The sequence below is a fragment of the Arthrobacter sp. C152 genome (genome assembly GCF_054890965.1).
This window is the reverse complement of record NZ_JBTZSU010000046.1, coordinates 1-17,234: the sequence shown is the minus strand read 5'-3', so window position 1 is coordinate 17,234 and position 17,234 is coordinate 1. Positions and strand designations below refer to the sequence as shown.

Genomic DNA, 17,234 nt, shown 5'->3' with positions numbered 1-17,234 from the left:
CGGCCCGGGATGGAGGCTTCGCCATGACCGCGGCGGCTGTGACGCTGTGCTTCCTCCTCCGGGAGGGTAAGAACGGCGCCGAGGTGCTGCTGGGACTGAAGCAGACCGGTTTCGGCAAGGGCAAGATTGTTGGCATCGGCGGCCACGTGGAACCGGGGGAGAGTGACGCCGAGGCCGTCATAAGGGAGGTGCTGGAGGAGACCGCCGTGGTGGTGCGCCAGGAGGACCTGGCCGACGCCGGCACCGTCCGCTTCGTCTTTCCCGCAAGGCCGGAATGGAACATGGCCACCCGGCTCTTCACCGCGCGGACATGGCAGGGCGAACCCGTGCCCAGCGACGAAATCCTGCCCGAATGGTTCAGCGTCAGCGCGCTGCCCGTGGAGCGCATGTGGCAGGACGCCGACCACTGGCTGCCAGTTGTGCTCGAAGGCGGGCGGGTCAACGTCGTGGTCACCATGCACACCGACAACGAATCGGTGGCGTCGTCCGAAAGCCTCCTGGACTAACGCGTCCAACAACGGCGGCGCTTAACGGCCGACGGCGGCCCGGGCACCAAAGTGCCGGACCGCCGTCGTGCGTCCCGGGGCAGTGCTGCCGGCGGGAAAGCTACGGCAGGTGCCGCTCCCCGTGCCCGTTGTACTCGCTCAGCGGCCTGATCAGCGAGTTGGACTCCAGCTGCTCCATGATGTGTGCCGTCCACCCGGTGATCCGGCTGGCAACGAACAGGGGAGTGAACGTCTGCGTGTCGAAGCCCATCAGGTGGTACGTCGGGCCCGCCGGGTAGTCGAGGTTCGGCTTGATCGCCTTCGCCTCGTCCATTGCCGTCTCCAGCCCCTGGTACAGGCCCAGGATTTCCGGCCGCCCGTAGTGGGCGATCATCTTGTCCAGGGCTGCCTTCATCGTGGGCACCCGGGAATCACCGTGCTTGTAGACGCGGTGCCCGAAGCCCATGACCTTCTTCTTTTGCGCCAGGGCGTTTTCCATCCAGGCCTTTGCCCGGACCGCGGCTTCCTCGAGGGACTCCTCCTGCCGGATGCCGATTTCGTCGAAGGTGTGCATGACGGCTTCGTTGGCGCCGCCGTGCAGCGGGCCCTTGAGGGCGCCGATTGCCCCGGTAACAGCCGAGTGCAGGTCCGAGAGCGTGGAGGTGATGACGCGGGCCGTGAATGTCGAGGCGTTGAAGGAGTGCTCGGCATACAGGATCATCGAGACGTTGAAGGCCTCCACCACTTCGGGCACCTGTTCTTCGCCGAAGGTCATCCACAGGAAGTTCGCGGAGTAGCCCAGGTCGTCGCGGGGCTCCACAACGTCCTGCCCGTGGCGGCGGCGCTGGTCATAGGCAACGACGGCGGGCATCGCGGCGAACAGGTCCACGGCCTTGGCCATGTTGGCCTCGCGGGAGGAATCCTCGGCGAGCGGGTGCCGCGCGCCCATCACGGACGCGGCGGTCCGGCAGACGTCCATGGGGTGCGAAGTGGTGGGCAAAGCATCGACGACCTGCTTGACCACGGGGTCCAGGGCGCGGCCGGCCCGTTCCCGCGCGGTGAATTCGGCCATCTGGTCCTGGGTGGGAAGTTCGCCGTTCCAGAGCAGGTATGCCACTTCCTCGAAGCTGCACCTGGCGGCCAGTTCCTGGACGGGGTAACCGCGGTAGAGCAGTGAGTTCGTGTCCGGGTTGACCTTGGAGACCGCGGTGTAATCCACCACGACGCCGGCAAGGCCCTTTTTGATCTCATTTTCAGCCATGCTGAAACTCCTTTGTTCCTCGAGCCTGGTGTCCGGCCGTGGCCGGCATTCCGGTGGTTGTTTAGGTTCCGGGGATCTGGAAATTGAACACCCCGGTATCGAAGCGGTTGTAGGCCTCGTAGTCGACGAGGTCGTACAGCCGGGCACGGGTCAGCATGCTTGGAACCTGTGCCTCCTGGGTGCCGTCGGATGCGATCGATTCCAGAGTACGCTCAGCGGCGCCCATGGCACTACGGAGCAGGGTGACCGGGTAGATCACCATGTTGACGCCCACGCCTGCGAGTTCGTCCACGGTGAACAGGTCGCTCTTGCCGAACTCGGTCATGTTGGCCAGGATCGGCACGTCCACGGCGTCGCGGATGGCCTTGAACTCCGTGAGGTCGCGCATGGCTTCGGGGAAGATCGCGTCCGCGCCGGCCTCCACCAGTGCACGTGCCCGGTCCTTGGCGGCCTGGAGGCCGTCGACAGCGCGGATGTCGGTGCGGGCCATGATGAGGAAGTTCGGGTCGCGGCGTGCGTCGGCGGCGGCGCGGATGCGTTTGGTGGCCGTCTCCAGGTCGACGACGTTCTTGCCGTCCAGGTGGCCGCAGCGCTTCGGGTTGAACTGGTCTTCGATGTGGCAGCCGGCGAGGCCCGCGTTTTCCAGTTCCTGGATGGTGCGGGCCACGTTCATGGGTTCGCCAAATCCGGTGTCGGCGTCCACGATGGCGGGCAGGTCGGTCATCCGGGCGATCTGTCCGGCCCGTGTGGCTACTTCGGTGAGGGTGGTCAGGCCGATGTCGGGCAGGCCGAGGTCGTTGGCCAGGACGGCGCCTGAGATGTAGACCCCGGCAAAGCCTTTTTCCTCGATCAGCCGGGCCGAGAGCGGGTTGAACGCGCCGGGGAACTGGGCGATGGTGCCGGAGGAGAGCAGTTCGCGGAAACGGATCCGCTTCTGTTCCGGGGTGGTCTTCGAATACAGCATCAGAAGAGTCCCTTCGGGGCCGCTGCCAGGTCGATGACGCCGGGCGCGGCAGTAATGTTCAGCTGGTCCAGTTCGCCCGCGGCCAGGTGGGGGAGGCGTTCGACGGCGGCGAGGAACCTTTCGATCTCCGTCTCCTCCACGAGGCCCGCTGCGAGCGTGCGGAACTTGGTGATGTACTGCTCGCGGGCGAACGGCCGGGCGCCCAGCGGATGGGCGTCGGCGACCGCGATCTCGTCCCGGATCACGGTGCCGTCCTTCAGCGTGATCTCCACGGAACCGCCGAAGGCCTTCTCGGCGATGTCCAGGGAATGGTACCGGCGGGTCCATTCGGGGTCTTCCACCGTGGTGACCTTGTGCCACAGTTCCACGGTGTCCGGGCGGGCGGCGCGTTCGGGTGCGTAGGAGTCAACGTGGTGCCAGGCGCCGTCCTGCAGGGCGACGGTGAAGATGTACGGGATGGAGTGGTCCAGGGTTTCCCTGGACGCGGTGGGGGAGTATTTCTGGGGGTCGTTGGCGCCGGAACCGATCACATAGTGCGTGTGGTGGCTGGTCCTGATCAGCACGGAGTCGACGTTGGCGGGGTCCGTGACCTCCGGGTGTTCGCGGTGCAGCTTGCGGGCCAGGTCGATCCACGCCTGGGCCTGGTACTCGGCGGAGTGTTCCTTGGTGTAGGTGTCCAGGATGGCGCGCTTGGCCTCGCCGGGGGTCGGGAGCGGAACCATGTAGGACGCGTCCGGGCCATCGAGCATCCACGCGATGACGCCGTCTTCGCCTTCGTAGATCGGCACGGGGGAGGTCTGGCCACGCATGGCCCGGTCTGCGGATTCGATGGCCATCTTCCCGGCGAAGGCGGGGGCGTGGGCCTTCCAGGTGGAGATTTCGCCCTTGCGGGACTGCCGGGTGGCGGTGGTGGTGTGCAGCGCCTGGCCGATGGACTGGAAGATGGTTTCGACGTCCAGGCCCAGCAGGGTGCCGATGCCGGCAGCCGCGGAGGGGCCCAGGTGGGCGACGTGGTCGATCTTGTGCTTGTGCAGGCAGATGGCCTTGACCAGGTTGACCTGGATCTCGTAGCCGGTGGCGATGGCCCGGACCAGGTCATGGCCGCTGGAGCCCACGTGCTGGGCCACGGCGAGGATCGGCGGGATGTTGTCGCCGGGGTGGGAGTAGTCGGCGGCGAGGAAGGTGTCGTGGTAGTCCAGTTCCCGCACGGCCACGCCGTTGGCCCAGGCGGCCCATTCCGGCGCCACGCGCTCTGCGATGCCGAAGACCATGGAGCCCTTGCCGCCCGTGCTCGGGCCGTGGGTGAGTGCCTGCGCACGGGCGGCGACGATGGGGGCCCGGTTCAGGGAGGCGATGGCGACGGAGGCGTTGTCGATGACGCGGTTGATCACCATGTCCGTCACCTCGTCGGTGACGGCGACGGGGTCCGCTGCCACTTGGGCGACCTTGTAGGCGAGCTGGTCCTCGCGGGGGAGGTTTTCTTCGCTCTTGTAGACGCGGACGTGGTGTTCCTTAACCATGGTGCTCCTTCTCGGGGACGTGGTGGCTTGCTTTGATGTGGGACAGGCTGCGGTGCAGGTGCACGATGGTTGCGGCCTCGGCCAGGCGCGGGTTGCCGGCCGCGATTGCCTCGGCGATGGCTGCATGCTCGCCGGCCGCAGCGGTAAGGCGTGTCGAGTCGTCGGCCGCGAGCCGCCGGACCCGGACCAGGTGTACACGCAGGCTGCGCATGGCCTGGGCCAGGTAGGAGTTGGAGATCGCGGCGTCGATTGCGGTGTCCAGCCGGCCCACCAGCCCGTAGTAGTCCTGCAGGGCCGGCCGGGGTCCGAGGATCAGCTCCGGTGCGTGGAGCAGTTCGTGCTGGAGCTGCCCGAATGTTGCTGCGTCGCCCCGCTCGGCGGCCAGCGCCGCGGCCTTGCCTTCGAGGGTTTCGCGCAGTTCAAACAGTTCGTCGATGTCCTCAAGGGAGATATCGGTGACGACGACGCCGCGGCCGCCTGCCGCCGTCGTCAGGCCTTCCGCGGTGAGCCGGCCCAGCGCCTCCCGGAGCGGGGTGCGCGAGATGCCGAGCCGTTCGGATTGCTCCACCTCGGCCAGGACGGTTCCGGGCGCCAGCCGCCATTCGACGATGTCGTCCCGCAGGGCGGCATAGGCCTTGTCGCTGGCGCGCATGGCGTCCCTCCTGCTCAACCAACAGCTCCAGTGTATACAAATTAGGGCTAAAAGCTAGGGTTCGGACTAAAAAGCCGTAATTTCCCCTCTTCCTGTATACATACCGAGGGTGGTGGCCGTCAGCGCCCGCTCCACCGGTATTCGTTCTCCGGCCGGCCCGGGGTGCCGTAACGGGCTGTCCTGGACACCGTCCCGGCGTCGGCCAGGTACTCCAAATAGCGCCGGGCCGTCACCCGGGACATCCCCAGGGCATCCATGACCTCGGTAGCTGACACTGCCTCCGGCTGCCGGCGGAGGAACTCCTGGACGGACCCCAGCGTGGAGGTGGACAGGCCCTTGGGGAGCGGGAGCTCTGACGGCGCCCGAAGGCTCGCGAAGGCCTGGTCCACCTCGCTCTGCGAGGCGCCACCCTTGCCGGCGCCGCCCCCGGAACCGGCCAGCTGCTGGCGGAACTGCCGGTAGCTTTCCAGCTTGTCCGAGAACGTGGCGAACGTAAACGGCTTGATCAGGTACTGGACCACGCCGATCGCCACCGCGCTGCGGACGATGGCCAGCTCGCGGACCGCCGTGATGGCGATGATGTCGGACAGAATGCCGGCCGACCGCATGCGCCGGGCGATGTCCAGACCATGAAGGTCGGGAAGGTTCATGTCCAGCAGGACCAGCTCCACCGGCTGGCCGGCGGCCACGAATTCGTTCAGCAGCCTCAAGGCCGACTGCCCGTCGGGCGCCGTCCCGGCGAGCTCAAACCCCTCCAGCCGCTCCACATAGGCGGCATGCGCGGCGGAGGCGATGGCCTCGTCCTCGACGACGAGGACACGGATGTTGCTCACTGGCTCTGCTCCTTTTCCGGGGACGCCGCTGCCGGCAGGAAGACTTCGAACTTGGCGCCGCGCCGGCCGTTGATGGCCAGCGTACCGCCCAGGCGGTTGACAGCCTGCCGGACCAGCGCGAGGCCGATGCCACGGCCACCCGGGCCCGCGGGCTTCGTGCTGTAGCCGTGCCGGAACAGCTGGTCTGCATCCGCGGCGTCGATCGCCCGGCCGGAGTCGTTGACGGCGATGTCCAGCCCTTCCTCGTCGGATTCCACGGTCAGGGTCACCCGCCGGGGCGGGGGCGCGTCCGCGGCAGCATCGATGGCGTTGTCCAGCAGGTTGCCCAGGATCGTCACCAGGTCCTGTACGGCCAGACCGGGGGCCATGCCGGATCCCAGGGTGGACACCTCCAGCCGGACGCCGCGCTCGTGCGCCTCGGCCACCTTGCCCATGACCAGCGCACCGACCACCGGCTCGTCGATGGAGCCCACCATGTCGTCGGTCAGCCGCTGGCTCAGCGCCAGGTCCTGGGTGGCAAAGTCCAGGGCTTCGGCTGTCCGGCCGAGTTCCAGGAGCGAGACCATGGTGTGCAGCCGGTTGGCGTGCTCATGGGTCTGCGCCCGCAGCGCATCGGAGAGGGTCCGCATGGTCTGCAGTTCGTTGCCGAGGGCTTCGATTTCCGTCCTGTCCCGCAGGGTCGCCACCGTTCCGTAGACGAGGACCTTGCCCCGCGTCCCGGGGGAATCGGGGCCCCGCGCCGGCGCCTGGTTGACCACGAGCACGCGGGAGCCGGTCAGGACGATCTCGTCCTTGGTGGTGCGGCCGGATTCGAACAGGCTGAGCAGTTCCGTGTCCAGCGGGAGTTCATCCAGTGACGGCGGCCTGGTGGGATCGTTGCTGCCGGTCTGCGGCAGTCCCAGCAGCTCCGCCGCCTGGTCGTTGTACATCACCACGCGTTTCCTGGCGTCGAGGAGGATCAGGCCTTCGCGGACCGAGTGGAGAACCGACTCGTAGTAGGCGAACAGTTGCGCCAGTTGCTCGGGTCCCCACCCCCGGGTGACCCGGCGCAGGTACCGGCCGAGCAGCCATGACGCCAGCGAACCGCCCACGAGCAAGGCGGCCCCGACGGCGAGCAGGACCGGCAGGCGCCCCTCCAGGGCGACGTCCACGCTGCGGACCGTAACCCCCACCGCGACGAGCGCCTTGACGGTTCCGGCAGCATCCTTGACGGGGACGATCGTCCGCACGGACGGGCCCAGCGTCCCGGCCGTGACCTCGGTGAAGGACCTGCCCTGGAGTGCGGCGTCAATGGAGCCGATGTAGGGGCGGCCCAGTTCCTCATCCCGCGGGTGGGTCCAGCGCGTCCTGTCCGGCGCCATGATGGTGATGAAGTCCACGCGTGCCGCCGCGGTGACGTCCTTGGCGTACGGCTGCAGCACGGCGGACGGGTCCGGGGTGGCGGCCGCCTGGAGCACCAGGGGATTGGCGGCGATGGACGCCGCGACGCCTTCCATCCGCCGGCCCGCCTCGTCGTAGGTGCGGTCCCGGGCGTCCACGTAGGCGGCGGTTCCCACAATGGCGATGAAGGACACGACGATCAGCAGGTTTGCCACGAACAGCCGGCGGGCGATACTCCAGCGGTGGATCATGCCAACCTCCCGGCCTCTTCCCCGGCCTGTGTGTGCTCGCGACCAATATGAACGCAACGGTGAGCTGGATCACGGGGTGCCCAATGATGGATATCACATCGCAAGGACGTGTTGAGCCCAGAGACTGCGCCGCAGCGTCTATCAGAATATCCACAAGGAGACACATCATGGCTTCTCAACGAGGAGAGTCGCCCGAGACCGCGGCCCCGCGGCGCAAGGGACTGGACAAGTCGCACTACCTTTACATTGCCGTCATCGCCGCCGTCGTCCTCGGCGCGGTGGTGGGCCTGCTGTTCCCGGAGGTGGGCAAGTCCCTCAAGCCCCTGGGTGACGGTTTCGTCAAGCTCATCAAGATGATGATCGCGCCGGTCATTTTCTGCACCATCGTCCTGGGCATCGGCTCCATTGCCAAGGCGGCCACCGTCGGCAAGGTCGGCGGACTCGCCCTGGGCTACTTCATCGTCATGTCCACCTTCGCGCTGGCCATCGGCCTGGTGGTGGGCAACATCATCCACCCGGGCGAGGGCCTCAAGCTCACCCCGTACGACCCCAACAAGAAGGCCGCGACGGACAGCACCGTGGACTTCCTGCTCGGCATTATCCCCAGTGACATCCCGGTCCTGCCCACCCTGCTGGCCGCCATCCTGGTCGGCTTCGCCCTGCAGAAGATGGGCCCCCAGGGCGCGCCGATCCTCAAGGCCATCGGCCACGGCCAGGCGCTGGTGTTCCGCATCCTCATCATGATCATGTGGGCGGCTCCGATCGGTGCCTTCGGCGCCATCGCCGCCGTCGTCGGTGCCACCGGCATCCAGGCGATCGTGAGCATGTTCACCCTGATGATCGCCTTCTACATCACCTGTGCTCTGTTCATCGTGGTCATCCTCGGCGGCCTCCTCCAGGTGGTGGCAGGCGTGAACATTTTCAAGCTGATGAAGTACCTGGCCCGCGAATACCTCATCATCTTCTCCACCTCCTCCTCCGAAGCCGCGCTGCCGCGACTCATCGCCAAGATGGAGCACCTCGGTGTCTCCAAGCCCGTCGTCGGTGTCACCGTTCCCACCGGCTACTCGTTCAACCTGGACGGCACGGCCATCTACCTGACCATGGCCTCCCTGTTCGTGGCCAACGCCATGGGGACCCCGCTGGACCTCGGTGCCCAGATCTCCCTGCTGGTCTTCATGATCATCGCCTCCAAGGGGGCCGCCGGCGTGACCGGCGCCGGCCTGGCCACCCTGGCTGCAGGCCTGCAGGCACACAAGCCGGAACTGCTGGGCGGCGTGGGCATCATCGTTGGCATCGACCGCTTCATGTCCGAGGCCCGCGCCCTGACCAACTTCACTGGCAACGCCGTCGCCACGGTCCTGGTAGGTACCTGGGTCAAGGAGATCGACGGCGGCCAGGTCACCCGGGTCCTGTCCGGCGAGGAACCTTTCGACGAGGCAACGATGCTGGTCCACCACCACGGCGAGGTGGCCCCCAAGGAAGCAGGCGCACGCGAGGCCGCCAAGGCCTGACCTTCCGCAGCCCGACCGCGGCTAAACCGCCCCCGCAGCAATGCTGCGGGGGCGGTTTTTCGCATGCGCCGGAGTAACCTTCGACCTCAACTAGAGGGTCAAGGCTCAACATCCGCGGAAAGTCAAGTTCCCTCGAATACCGTGTCGGGCGCTGTAACCTTGGGAGCAAGAACGAACGGCGCTGGCGAGCCAGCGGCAGGAAATCACCGTCATCGAAAGTGTGGACAGATACGTGAGCAGCGAACAGGGTTCGGCAACTCTGGAAGGCACGGAATTCGACCTGGATAACGCGGTGATGGGCCCTACGGGACGCCCGCTGCGCGAGTTCCCCGAACCCGCACCGCTGTCCGCCCATGGCCCGGCCCGCGTGATCGCCATGGTCAACCAGAAGGGCGGGGTCGGCAAGACCACCTCCACGATCAACCTTGCGGCGGCGCTCGCCGAGTACGGCCGCCGGGTCCTGCTGGTTGACTTCGATCCCCAGGGAGCCCTGTCCGCCGGCCTCGGCGTGAACCCGCATGAGCTGGACCTCACCGTCTACAACGTCCTGATGGACCGCAAGGTGGACATCCGCGACGCCATCCACCAGACCGGCGTGGAGAACGTCCACCTGCTGCCCGCCAACATCGACCTCTCCGCGGCCGAAGTGCAGCTAGTCAACGAGGTTGCCCGGGAACAGGTCCTGGACCGTGCCCTCAAGAAGGTCGAGGATGACTACGACGTCGTCCTGATCGACTGCCAGCCCTCGCTGGGCCTGCTGACCGTCAACGCCCTCACGGCCGCCCATGGCGTCATCATCCCGTTGATCTGCGAGTTCTTCGCCCTGCGCGCTGTGGCACTGCTGGTGGAAACCATCGACAAAGTCCAGGACCGCCTCAACCCGCGGCTGCAGGTGGACGGCGTGCTGGCCACGATGTACGACGCCCGGACGCTGCACAGCCGTGAGGTCATCACCCGCCTGGTGGAGGCCTTCGGCGAGAAGGTGTTCGAGACCGTGATCAAGCGCTCCATCAAGTTCGCCGATGCCACGGTCGCGGCGGAGCCCATCACCAGCTATGCCGGCAACCACGTGGGTGCCGACGCCTACCGCCGCCTGGCCAAGGAGCTGATTTCCCGCGGTGGCGCACCCTAGCCACGCCGTGGCCGAGTCCAAACCCGGCTTCGAGGTGCGGCTGGCCAACTTCACGGGGCCGTTCGATCTTCTCCTCGGACTGATCGCCAAGCACCAGCTGGACATTACCGAGGTGGCCATCGCTTCCGTGACGGATGAGTTCATCAAATACATCCGGAAGCTGCAGGACCTGGGCGAGGAGTGGGCGCTCGACGAGGCCAGCGAGTTCCTCGTGATCGCCGCCACGCTGTTGGACCTCAAGGCCGCCCGGCTCCTTCCGGCCGGGGAAGTCGAGGACGACGAGGACATCGCGCTGCTGGAGGCGCGGGACCTGCTCTTTGCCCGGCTGCTGCAGTACAAGGCGTTCAAGCAGGTGGCCGCCCTTCTGGGTGAAACCCTGCACCACGAAGGCCGTCGCTTTCCGCGGCAGGTGGGGCTGGAGGAACACTTTGCGGCCATGTTGCCCGAGCTGGTCTGGAAGCACACTCCGGCCCAGTTCGCTGCGCTGGCCGAGGCCGCGCTCCGGCCCAAAGCGCCGCCGCAGGCCCCGCAGGTGGCTCTCGGCCACCTGCACGGCGGCACCGTCAGCGTCAAGGAACAGGCGGAGGTGCTGGGACTGCGCCTCCAGAAGGAGTCCCCGCTTTCCTTCCGGTCGCTGATTGCCGACGCCGGTTCCACGCTGGTGGTGGTGGCACGGTTCCTGGCACTGCTGGAACTGTTCCGCGACCGGGTAGTGTCCTTTGACCAGTTGTCCCCGCTGGCGGAACTGGCAGTCCACTGGACGGCCGGGGACCGGGATTGGTCCGCAGCAAATGTCAGCGAAGAATTCGAGGAGCAGCCGTGAACGGCAACCCCTGTGGCAACGGGCCCGAGGAAGACGCAGGCGGCCGCCAGGACTTCCTGGCGCGTCCCGGCGGCGCCAAGGCGGCCATCGAGGCGGTGCTGATGGTTGTGGACGAACCCGCCACGGAAGAGGAACTCGCCGCGGGCGTAGGCCTGACCGTGGAAACGGTGCAGTCGCTGCTGGCAGAACTGCAGTGCGAGTACAACGGCTATACTGTTAACGCCCCGGATATGGAGGAGGCCAGCGCCGCTGGCTTCGGTTCCAGCCCCCGGGGTTTTGAATTGCGGAACATCGCCGGTGGCTGGCGGATCTATTCGCGGGCGGAGTTTGCCGACGTCGTTGGCAAGTACGTGCTCGAAGGACAGACCGCCAGGCTCACCCAGGCGGCGTTGGAAACGCTGGCAGTCATCGCATACCGGCAGCCCGTTTCCCGGGCCAGGGTGTCTGCAATTCGCGGGGTCAATGTCGATTCCGTCGTACGGACGCTGGCCCAGCGCGGGCTGATCGAGGACGCGGGAACGGATCCCGAGTCAGGCGCACTCCTGTACCGGACCACTTCGTATTTCCTCGAACGGATGGGGATCGGTTCGGTGGAGGACTTGCCCCAACTGTCGCCGCACCTTCCGGGGCTCGACGGGATCTCGGAGTTCTACGACGCCGACACCATGTAGGCAGGAACCTCCCGCCTGCATGAATATTCTTATCAGGGCAGACTAAATCTGCGCGGCTGGCTAGGGTTGTCCTTGGACATCGTGCCGGCCAATACATCGAAGGACGGGTCATGACACAGGCGGGACGCCAGGGTTCACCACGTAACGGTTCGGGACGCAGCGGCAAGGAACGCGGTTCCCAGCAGCGCAGCCCACAGGGCGGAAACTTCAGCGGGGGATCCCGCAGCAGCGCGGGCAAGCGCGCCTCGGGATTCGGCGGCGACCGCCCGCACCGCGCGCCCAAGCCGCGCGAGGAACGCTTCATCGACCCCGACCTCGCCGGTGGCCGGCCCGAACACGGCGCCGAGGGCGCCAGGCCGGGCAGGCCGTCGTCGCGCAAGCCCGCAGCACGCAAGCCCGGCGCCAAGAAGGCCCCGGGAACGCCCGGCGCCCCCAAACCCAAGCCACGTACCGGCGTGCCCGGGGCCGCCGCCTCCCGTGCCTTCGGCAGCGAACGTTTCGGACAGAACCTGGGCCCGGTCCGCAAGCCCGGACGGAAGAAGGGTCCGCGCGGCAGTGCTCCCCAGTCCGAGCTTCATGATGCCGACGGCGTCCGCCTCCAGAAAGTGATGGCCTCGGCAGGGGTGGCGTCGCGCCGGGTCTGCGAGGAGATGATCGCCGAAGGCCGCGTGGAGGTCGACGGCATGGTGGTCACCGAACCCGGCGTCCGCGTGGACCCGAAGACTGCGGTGATCCACGTCGACGGGCTGCGGATCCAGCTGGACGAAAACCTGGTCTACATGGTGTTCAACAAGCCCAAGGGCGTCGTCTCCACCATGGAGGACCCCGAGGGCCGGCCCTGCATCAGCGACTTCCTGAAGAGCAACAAGAACACCGGTGAACGGCTCTTCCACGTTGGCCGACTCGACGTCGCCACGGAAGGCCTGCTGCTGCTGACCAACGACGGCGAACTCGCCAACCGGCTCACCCACCCGTCCTACGAGGTGCCCAAGACCTACCTGGTACAGGTCCGCGGCCCCTTCCCGCAGGGCATCGGTGCCCAGCTGAAGGCGGGCGTCGAACTCGAGGACGGCGTGGCTTCGGTCGACTCCTTCCGGCTGGTCGACTCCACACCCGGGCACGTCCTGATCGAAGTTGTGCTGCACTCCGGCAAGAACCGCATCGTCCGCCGCCTCTTCGACGCCGTCGGCTTCCCGGTCCAGCGGCTGGTCCGGGTCAAGGTGGGACCGATCGGCCTGGGGGACCAGCGCCAGGGCAGCATCCGCAACCTGGGCAAGCAGGAAATCGGGCATCTGCTCGCCTCCGTAGGGCTCTGAGCCGTGTCCTCATTCCACAGCCACGGGCGCGGACACCTGAACGGGCCGGTGGTTGTCATCGGTACGGGACTGCTGGGCACCAGCATCGGACTTGGCCTGCGGGGGCGCGGCGTCCCGGTCTTCCTGTCCGATCCGTCACCCACCAACCAGGCCGTGGCCGTTGACATCGGTGCCGGACGCCCGCTGGCCGAACTCGCCGGCGCCGCGCCGGAACTCGTTGTGGTCGCGGCTCCTCCGGACGTCACGGCCGACGTCGTGCACCAGGCGCTGGACACCTACCCCGGCGCGGTGGTGGTGGACATCGCCAGCGTCAAGGCCGGCATCCTGTCCCGGCTCCGCAGCCTGGGGGCCGACCTGTCCCGCTACGTCGGCACGCACCCGATGGCCGGGCGTGAAAAGTCCGGCCCCGTAGCCGCGCGCGGCGAACTGTTCACGTCCATGCCCTGGGTGGTGTGCCCGTCGGAGGAGTCGTCGGGGCACGCCCTGCAGGTGGCCCGTTCGCTGTCCGCCGACCTGGGCGCCGTGGTTTCCCAGTTCACGGCGGATGAACACGACGAAGCGGTGGCCCTGGTATCGCACCTGCCGCAGGTGATGTCCTCGCTGATGGCCAGCAGGCTGCAGGGTACGCCGCTGCATGCGCTGTCCCTCGCCGGCAACGGCCTGCGCGACGTCACCAGGATTGCCGCGAGCGACCCCACCTTGTGGGTGCAGATCCTGGGCGGCAACGCTGCCAAGGTCGTCGAGATCCTCTACGGGGTCCGCGAGGACCTGAACCGGCTGATCGGAACATTGGAACAGCCGACCGCGCCCGGTGCCCGGCTGGACCTTGCCCAGCTGATCAGCGAGGGCAACGCCGGCCAGGCCCGCATTCCGGGCAAGCACGGCGGCCCGCCGCAGGCTTATTCCTGGCTGACCGTCCTGGTGGATGACAAGCCCGGGCAGATCGCGCAGTTGCTGACCGAAATTGGTGAGATCGGCGTCAACCTCGAGGACCTGCGGCTTGACCACTCCTCGGGCCAAAACGTGGGTATGGTGGAAATCTCCGTGTTGCCGAACAAGCACGACCACCTGATCGAAGCACTCAACGACCGCGGATGGCGGGTACTCCAGTAATGACACAGGAACTTCTTGACACTCTGCCTGCCCTGCGGGTGGGCCGGCCCCTGGTCGTTGCCATCGACGGGCCCTCCGGCTCCGGCAAGTCCAGCGTCAGCAAGGAAGTGGCCCGCAGGCTCCGCCTCGCCTACCTGGACACGGGGGCCATGTACCGCGCCCTCACCTGGCACTGTGTCACCACCGGCATCGACCTGGAGGATGGTGCCGCGGTGGAACAGGCGTCGCGGGACCTGGTCCTGGAACTGAGCACCAGTCCCAACGACGAATTCGTCCGCGTGGACGGGGTGGACGTCACCGATGCCATCCGTGAACCCGCCATCTCCTCGGCCGTCAGCTCCGTCGCCACCACCCTCGGCGCCCGGACTGAACTCATCCGGCGGCAGCGCGAACTGATCGAAAAGCACCACCGCCGCATGGTGGTGGAAGGCAGGGACATCACCACCGTCGTCGCTCCCGGTGCCGAGGTGCGGATGCTCCTGACCGCCAGCGAGGAAGCCAGGCTGCGGCGCCGGGGCATCCAGCTCGGCGGCACCCAGAACGCCGAGCAGCTCAAGGCGCAGGTAACGCACCGCGATGCGAAGGATTCCACCGTCGTCAATTTCACCCAGGCCGCCTCCGGCGTGGTGACGCTGGACTCCTCCGACCTCGACTTCGAACAGACGGTCGACGCCGCCCTCGTGATTGTCACCAAGGTCCTGAACCGTGACTGACGGCAGGGCAGGCCTCCCGTCAGGCCTGACCATGGCGTGGAGCAGGCCGGTGGGCTGGATCCTGGACCACTTGGTCTACCGGACTTCGGTGACCGGCAGGAGCAACGTCCCCACCGGGGGACCTGTCATCTTCGCCGGCAACCACATCAGTTTCCTCGACGGGCCCGTAATGTTCGGCGCGGCGCCGCGGCCCATGCACATCCTCGTCAAACAGGAGATGTTCAAGGGCTTCCTGGGCCGGGTGCTCACAGCCTCCGGCCAGCTTCCGGTGGACCGCAGCGGGGACCGCGCCGCGCTGCAGCGCTGCAAGGACGTGCTCGACGCCGGCCGGTGCGTCGGGATCCTCCCCGAGGGGACGCGGGGCAGCGGCGAGGCCGCGGACATCAACGGTGGAGTCGCCTGGCTGGCGCTGAACTCCGGCGCGCCGGTGGTTCCGGTCGCCATCCTGGGCACCAGGGCGGGCCACGAGCACCTCGACTTCGTGCCCCGGCCCGGGCGGCGGTTCCACGTCAGCTTCGGGGCAGCCCTCACGCTGTCCCGCCGGGCCGGCGAAAGCGGCCGTGCTTCAATGGACAGGGCGGCGCAGGAGATCCGGGCAGCGCTGGCGGGGCACGTCCAGGACACCGTTCAACTCAGCGGGCAGCCCTTGCCGTTCGCTGGCCACAAAGACTTGACAGCAGTAGCCGGGACGCCGGCAGATGACCACTAAGGACAGTGCAATGAGCGACACCACGCAGACTTCCGGACATTCCGGCGCCGACGACGACGAGTACACGCCCGCGGGCGTCGACCAGGTTGCCGAACGTCTGGCGGCCATCGACGACGACGAAGCGGAGCTGCGTGCGGCGTCCCTCCGGGCCGGGCTGGAGGATTACGACCTCGACGAGGACGATGCCGCCCTGCTCAGCGGCGGGTTTAGCGACGAGGACTTCGAAGGCCCCGCCAAGCTGGACCCCGTGCTGGCCATTATCGGCCGGCCGAACGTGGGGAAATCAACCCTGGTAAACCGCATCCTGGGCCGGCGCGAGGCCGTGGTGGAGGACACTCCCGGCGTCACCCGCGACCGCGTGATGTACCCGGCCCACTGGAACGGCCGCAACTTCACCCTGGTGGACACCGGCGGGTGGGAACACGACGCCCGCGGCATCCACGCGCGCGTGGCCGAACAGGCGGAGATGGCCGTGGAGCTGGCCGACGCCGTCCTCTTCGTCGTGGACTCGGCTGTTGGCGCCACCGCCACGGACGAAGCCGTGATGAAGATGCTGCGCCGCAGCAAGAAGCCGGTCATCCTGGTCGCCAACAAAGTGGACGACTTCGCACAGGAGGCGGACTCGGCGGTCCTGTGGGGCCTCGGCTTCGGCGAGCCGTACCCTGTTTCGGCCCTGCACGGGCGCGGCGTGGCAGACCTGCTGGACAAGGTCATGGACGTGCTGCCCGAGTTTTCCCTGATCGAGGGAACGGACCGCTCCGGCGGCCCGCGCCGCATCGCCCTGATCGGCCGCCCGAACGTGGGCAAGTCCTCGCTGCTGAACAAGCTTGCCGGGTCCGAGCGCGTGGTGGTGGACAACACCGCCGGCACCACCCGGGACCCGGTGGACGAATTCATCGAACTCGGTGGCCGCACCTGGCGGTTCGTTGACACCGCCGGCATCCGGCGGCGCCAGCACATGGCACAGGGCGCCGACTACTACGCGTCGCTGCGGACCCAGGCCGCCCTGGAAAAGGCGGAGGTCGCCGTCGTGCTCCTCGCCGTCGACGAGGTCCTCAGCGAGCAGGACGTCCGTATTCTTCAGCTTGCCATCGAGTCCGGCCGGGCCCTGGTCCTGGCCTTCAACAAGTGGGACCTGCTCGACGACGAACGCCGCCGCTACCTCGAACGCGAGATCGAGCAGGACCTGGCGCACGTGGACTGGGCGCCGCGCGTGAACATCTCGGCGAAGACCGGCTGGCACAAGGACCGGCTGGTTCCCGCACTGGACCTTGCCCTGGAGAACTGGGACAGGCGGATCCCCACGGGCCGCCTGAATGCATTCCTGGGCGAGCTGGTGGCAGCGCACCCGCACCCGGTCCGTGGCGGCAAGCAGCCACGCATCCTGTTCGGCACGCAGGCTTCGAGCCGGCCGCCGAAGTTCGTGCTGTTCACCACCGGGTTCCTTGACCCCGGATACCGCCGGTTCATCACCCGGCGCCTGCGTGAAACGTTCGGCTTCGAGGGCACGCCCATCGAGGTCAGCATGCGCGTGCGGGAAAAGCGCGGCCGGAAGCGCTAGTTCCGGTGTTGTCTTCGACACGTTGGGGCTGAAACCCGGAAAGTGTCATTGACACCCCTCCGGATCGTGTAAGCTCTTCTAGGTGGTTCGGCCGGACTGCTGATGGAAATCAGCGGAGAACGGCGGAACCAGCGGGCTGTAGCGCAGCTTGGTAGCGCACTTGACTGGGGGTCAAGGGGTCGCAGGTTCAAATCCTGTCAGCCCGACCAAAAAGCCGCGGAAACTCTGGTTTCCGCGGCTTTTGCGTTTCACACCTGCCAACGGACAAGACACCCTGGACGCCGGTATTTCTCAAGCTGTTTGTGACAGCTGTGGGGTGGGTTGGTTGATCCAGAC

Annotated in this window: 16 protein-coding genes and 1 tRNA gene; 11 read left to right on the top strand and 6 right to left on the bottom strand. The window is 67.3% G+C overall.

The genetic code is table 11. The features are described from left to right. The first annotated feature begins 23 nt into the window (after nt 1-23). Entirely contained in the window at nt 24-506 is a 483-nt protein-coding gene (locus tag ACYSM9_RS19925; protein ID WP_461858677.1) for an 8-oxo-dGTP diphosphatase, read from the top strand. A gap of 100 nt (nt 507-606) precedes the next feature. On the opposite strand, the gene ACYSM9_RS19920 is transcribed toward ACYSM9_RS19925, so the two are convergent. The 6 genes from ACYSM9_RS19920 to ACYSM9_RS19895 form a co-directional block, all read right to left on the bottom strand. Then, nucleotides 607-1,746: a bifunctional 2-methylcitrate synthase/citrate synthase gene (locus tag ACYSM9_RS19920; RefSeq protein WP_461858676.1), complete on the bottom strand. Its 1,140-nt coding sequence runs from the start codon at nt 1,744-1,746 to the stop codon at nt 607-609. A gap of 61 nt (nt 1,747-1,807) precedes the next feature. Beyond that, nucleotides 1,808-2,710 (bottom strand): methylisocitrate lyase, encoded by a 903-nt coding sequence (gene prpB, locus ACYSM9_RS19915; protein ID WP_461858675.1) that lies wholly within the window; start codon nt 2,708-2,710, stop codon nt 1,808-1,810. Next, entirely contained in the window at nt 2,710-4,230 is a 1,521-nt protein-coding gene (locus ACYSM9_RS19910) for an MmgE/PrpD family protein (protein WP_461858674.1), read from the bottom strand. Before ACYSM9_RS19910 ends, prpB begins: the two co-directional genes overlap by 1 nt. After that, the gene (locus tag ACYSM9_RS19905; protein WP_461858672.1) at nt 4,223-4,882 is read right to left on the bottom strand and encodes a GntR family transcriptional regulator; all 660 of its coding nucleotides are present in this window, start codon (nt 4,880-4,882) and stop codon (nt 4,223-4,225) included. Before ACYSM9_RS19905 ends, ACYSM9_RS19910 begins: the two co-directional genes overlap by 8 nt. 119 nt (nt 4,883-5,001) lie before the next feature. Beyond that, nucleotides 5,002-5,715: a response regulator gene (locus ACYSM9_RS19900; protein ID WP_461858671.1), complete on the bottom strand. Its 714-nt coding sequence runs from the start codon at nt 5,713-5,715 to the stop codon at nt 5,002-5,004. Then, nucleotides 5,712-7,346 carry a sensor histidine kinase gene (locus tag ACYSM9_RS19895; protein WP_461858670.1) on the bottom strand — a complete coding sequence of 545 codons (1,635 nt, stop codon included), beginning with the start codon at nt 7,344-7,346 and terminating at the stop codon, nt 5,712-5,714. The genes ACYSM9_RS19900 and ACYSM9_RS19895 overlap by 4 nt, the downstream gene beginning before the upstream one ends. 167 nt (nt 7,347-7,513) lie before the next feature. On the opposite strand from ACYSM9_RS19895, the gene ACYSM9_RS19890 reads away from it, so the two are divergent. The 10 genes from ACYSM9_RS19890 to ACYSM9_RS19845 all read left to right on the top strand — a co-directional run bounded on the left by ACYSM9_RS19890 (nt 7,514) and on the right by ACYSM9_RS19845 (nt 17,107). Next, nucleotides 7,514-8,860: a cation:dicarboxylate symporter family transporter gene (locus ACYSM9_RS19890; protein WP_461858669.1), complete on the top strand. Its 1,347-nt coding sequence runs from the start codon at nt 7,514-7,516 to the stop codon at nt 8,858-8,860. Between the two features lie 232 nt (nt 8,861-9,092). Continuing rightward, nucleotides 9,093-9,992: a ParA family protein gene (locus tag ACYSM9_RS19885; protein ID WP_461858668.1), complete on the top strand. Its 900-nt coding sequence runs from the start codon at nt 9,093-9,095 to the stop codon at nt 9,990-9,992. Nucleotides 9,993-9,999: 7 nt separating this feature from the next. Then, nucleotides 10,000-10,815 (top strand): segregation and condensation protein A, encoded by an 816-nt coding sequence (locus tag ACYSM9_RS19880; protein WP_461858691.1) that lies wholly within the window; start codon nt 10,000-10,002, stop codon nt 10,813-10,815. Between the two features lie 56 nt (nt 10,816-10,871). Next, nucleotides 10,872-11,486, top strand: a complete 615-nt coding sequence (gene scpB / locus ACYSM9_RS19875) for an SMC-Scp complex subunit ScpB (protein ID WP_461858690.1) — start codon at nt 10,872-10,874, stop codon at nt 11,484-11,486. 110 nt (nt 11,487-11,596) lie between these two features. Then, nucleotides 11,597-12,802: a pseudouridine synthase gene (locus tag ACYSM9_RS19870; protein WP_461858667.1), complete on the top strand. Its 1,206-nt coding sequence runs from the start codon at nt 11,597-11,599 to the stop codon at nt 12,800-12,802. A gap of 3 nt (nt 12,803-12,805) precedes the next feature. Continuing rightward, nucleotides 12,806-13,915, top strand: coding sequence for a prephenate dehydrogenase (locus ACYSM9_RS19865; protein ID WP_461858666.1), 1,110 nt, complete (start codon nt 12,806-12,808; stop codon nt 13,913-13,915). Continuing rightward, nucleotides 13,915-14,628 carry a (d)CMP kinase gene (gene cmk / locus ACYSM9_RS19860; RefSeq protein WP_461858665.1) on the top strand — a complete coding sequence of 238 codons (714 nt, stop codon included), beginning with the start codon at nt 13,915-13,917 and terminating at the stop codon, nt 14,626-14,628. The genes ACYSM9_RS19865 and cmk overlap by 1 nt, the downstream gene beginning before the upstream one ends. 31 nt (nt 14,629-14,659) lie before the next feature. After that, nucleotides 14,660-15,337 (top strand): lysophospholipid acyltransferase family protein, encoded by a 678-nt coding sequence (locus tag ACYSM9_RS19855; protein ID WP_461858689.1) that lies wholly within the window; start codon nt 14,660-14,662, stop codon nt 15,335-15,337. 10 nt (nt 15,338-15,347) lie between these two features. Then, nucleotides 15,348-16,898: a ribosome biogenesis GTPase Der gene (gene der / locus ACYSM9_RS19850; protein ID WP_461858664.1), complete on the top strand. Its 1,551-nt coding sequence runs from the start codon at nt 15,348-15,350 to the stop codon at nt 16,896-16,898. A gap of 132 nt (nt 16,899-17,030) precedes the next feature. Further along, nucleotides 17,031-17,107: transfer RNA gene (locus ACYSM9_RS19845), tRNA-Pro, on the top strand. Nucleotides 17,108-17,234 lie beyond the last annotated feature (127 nt).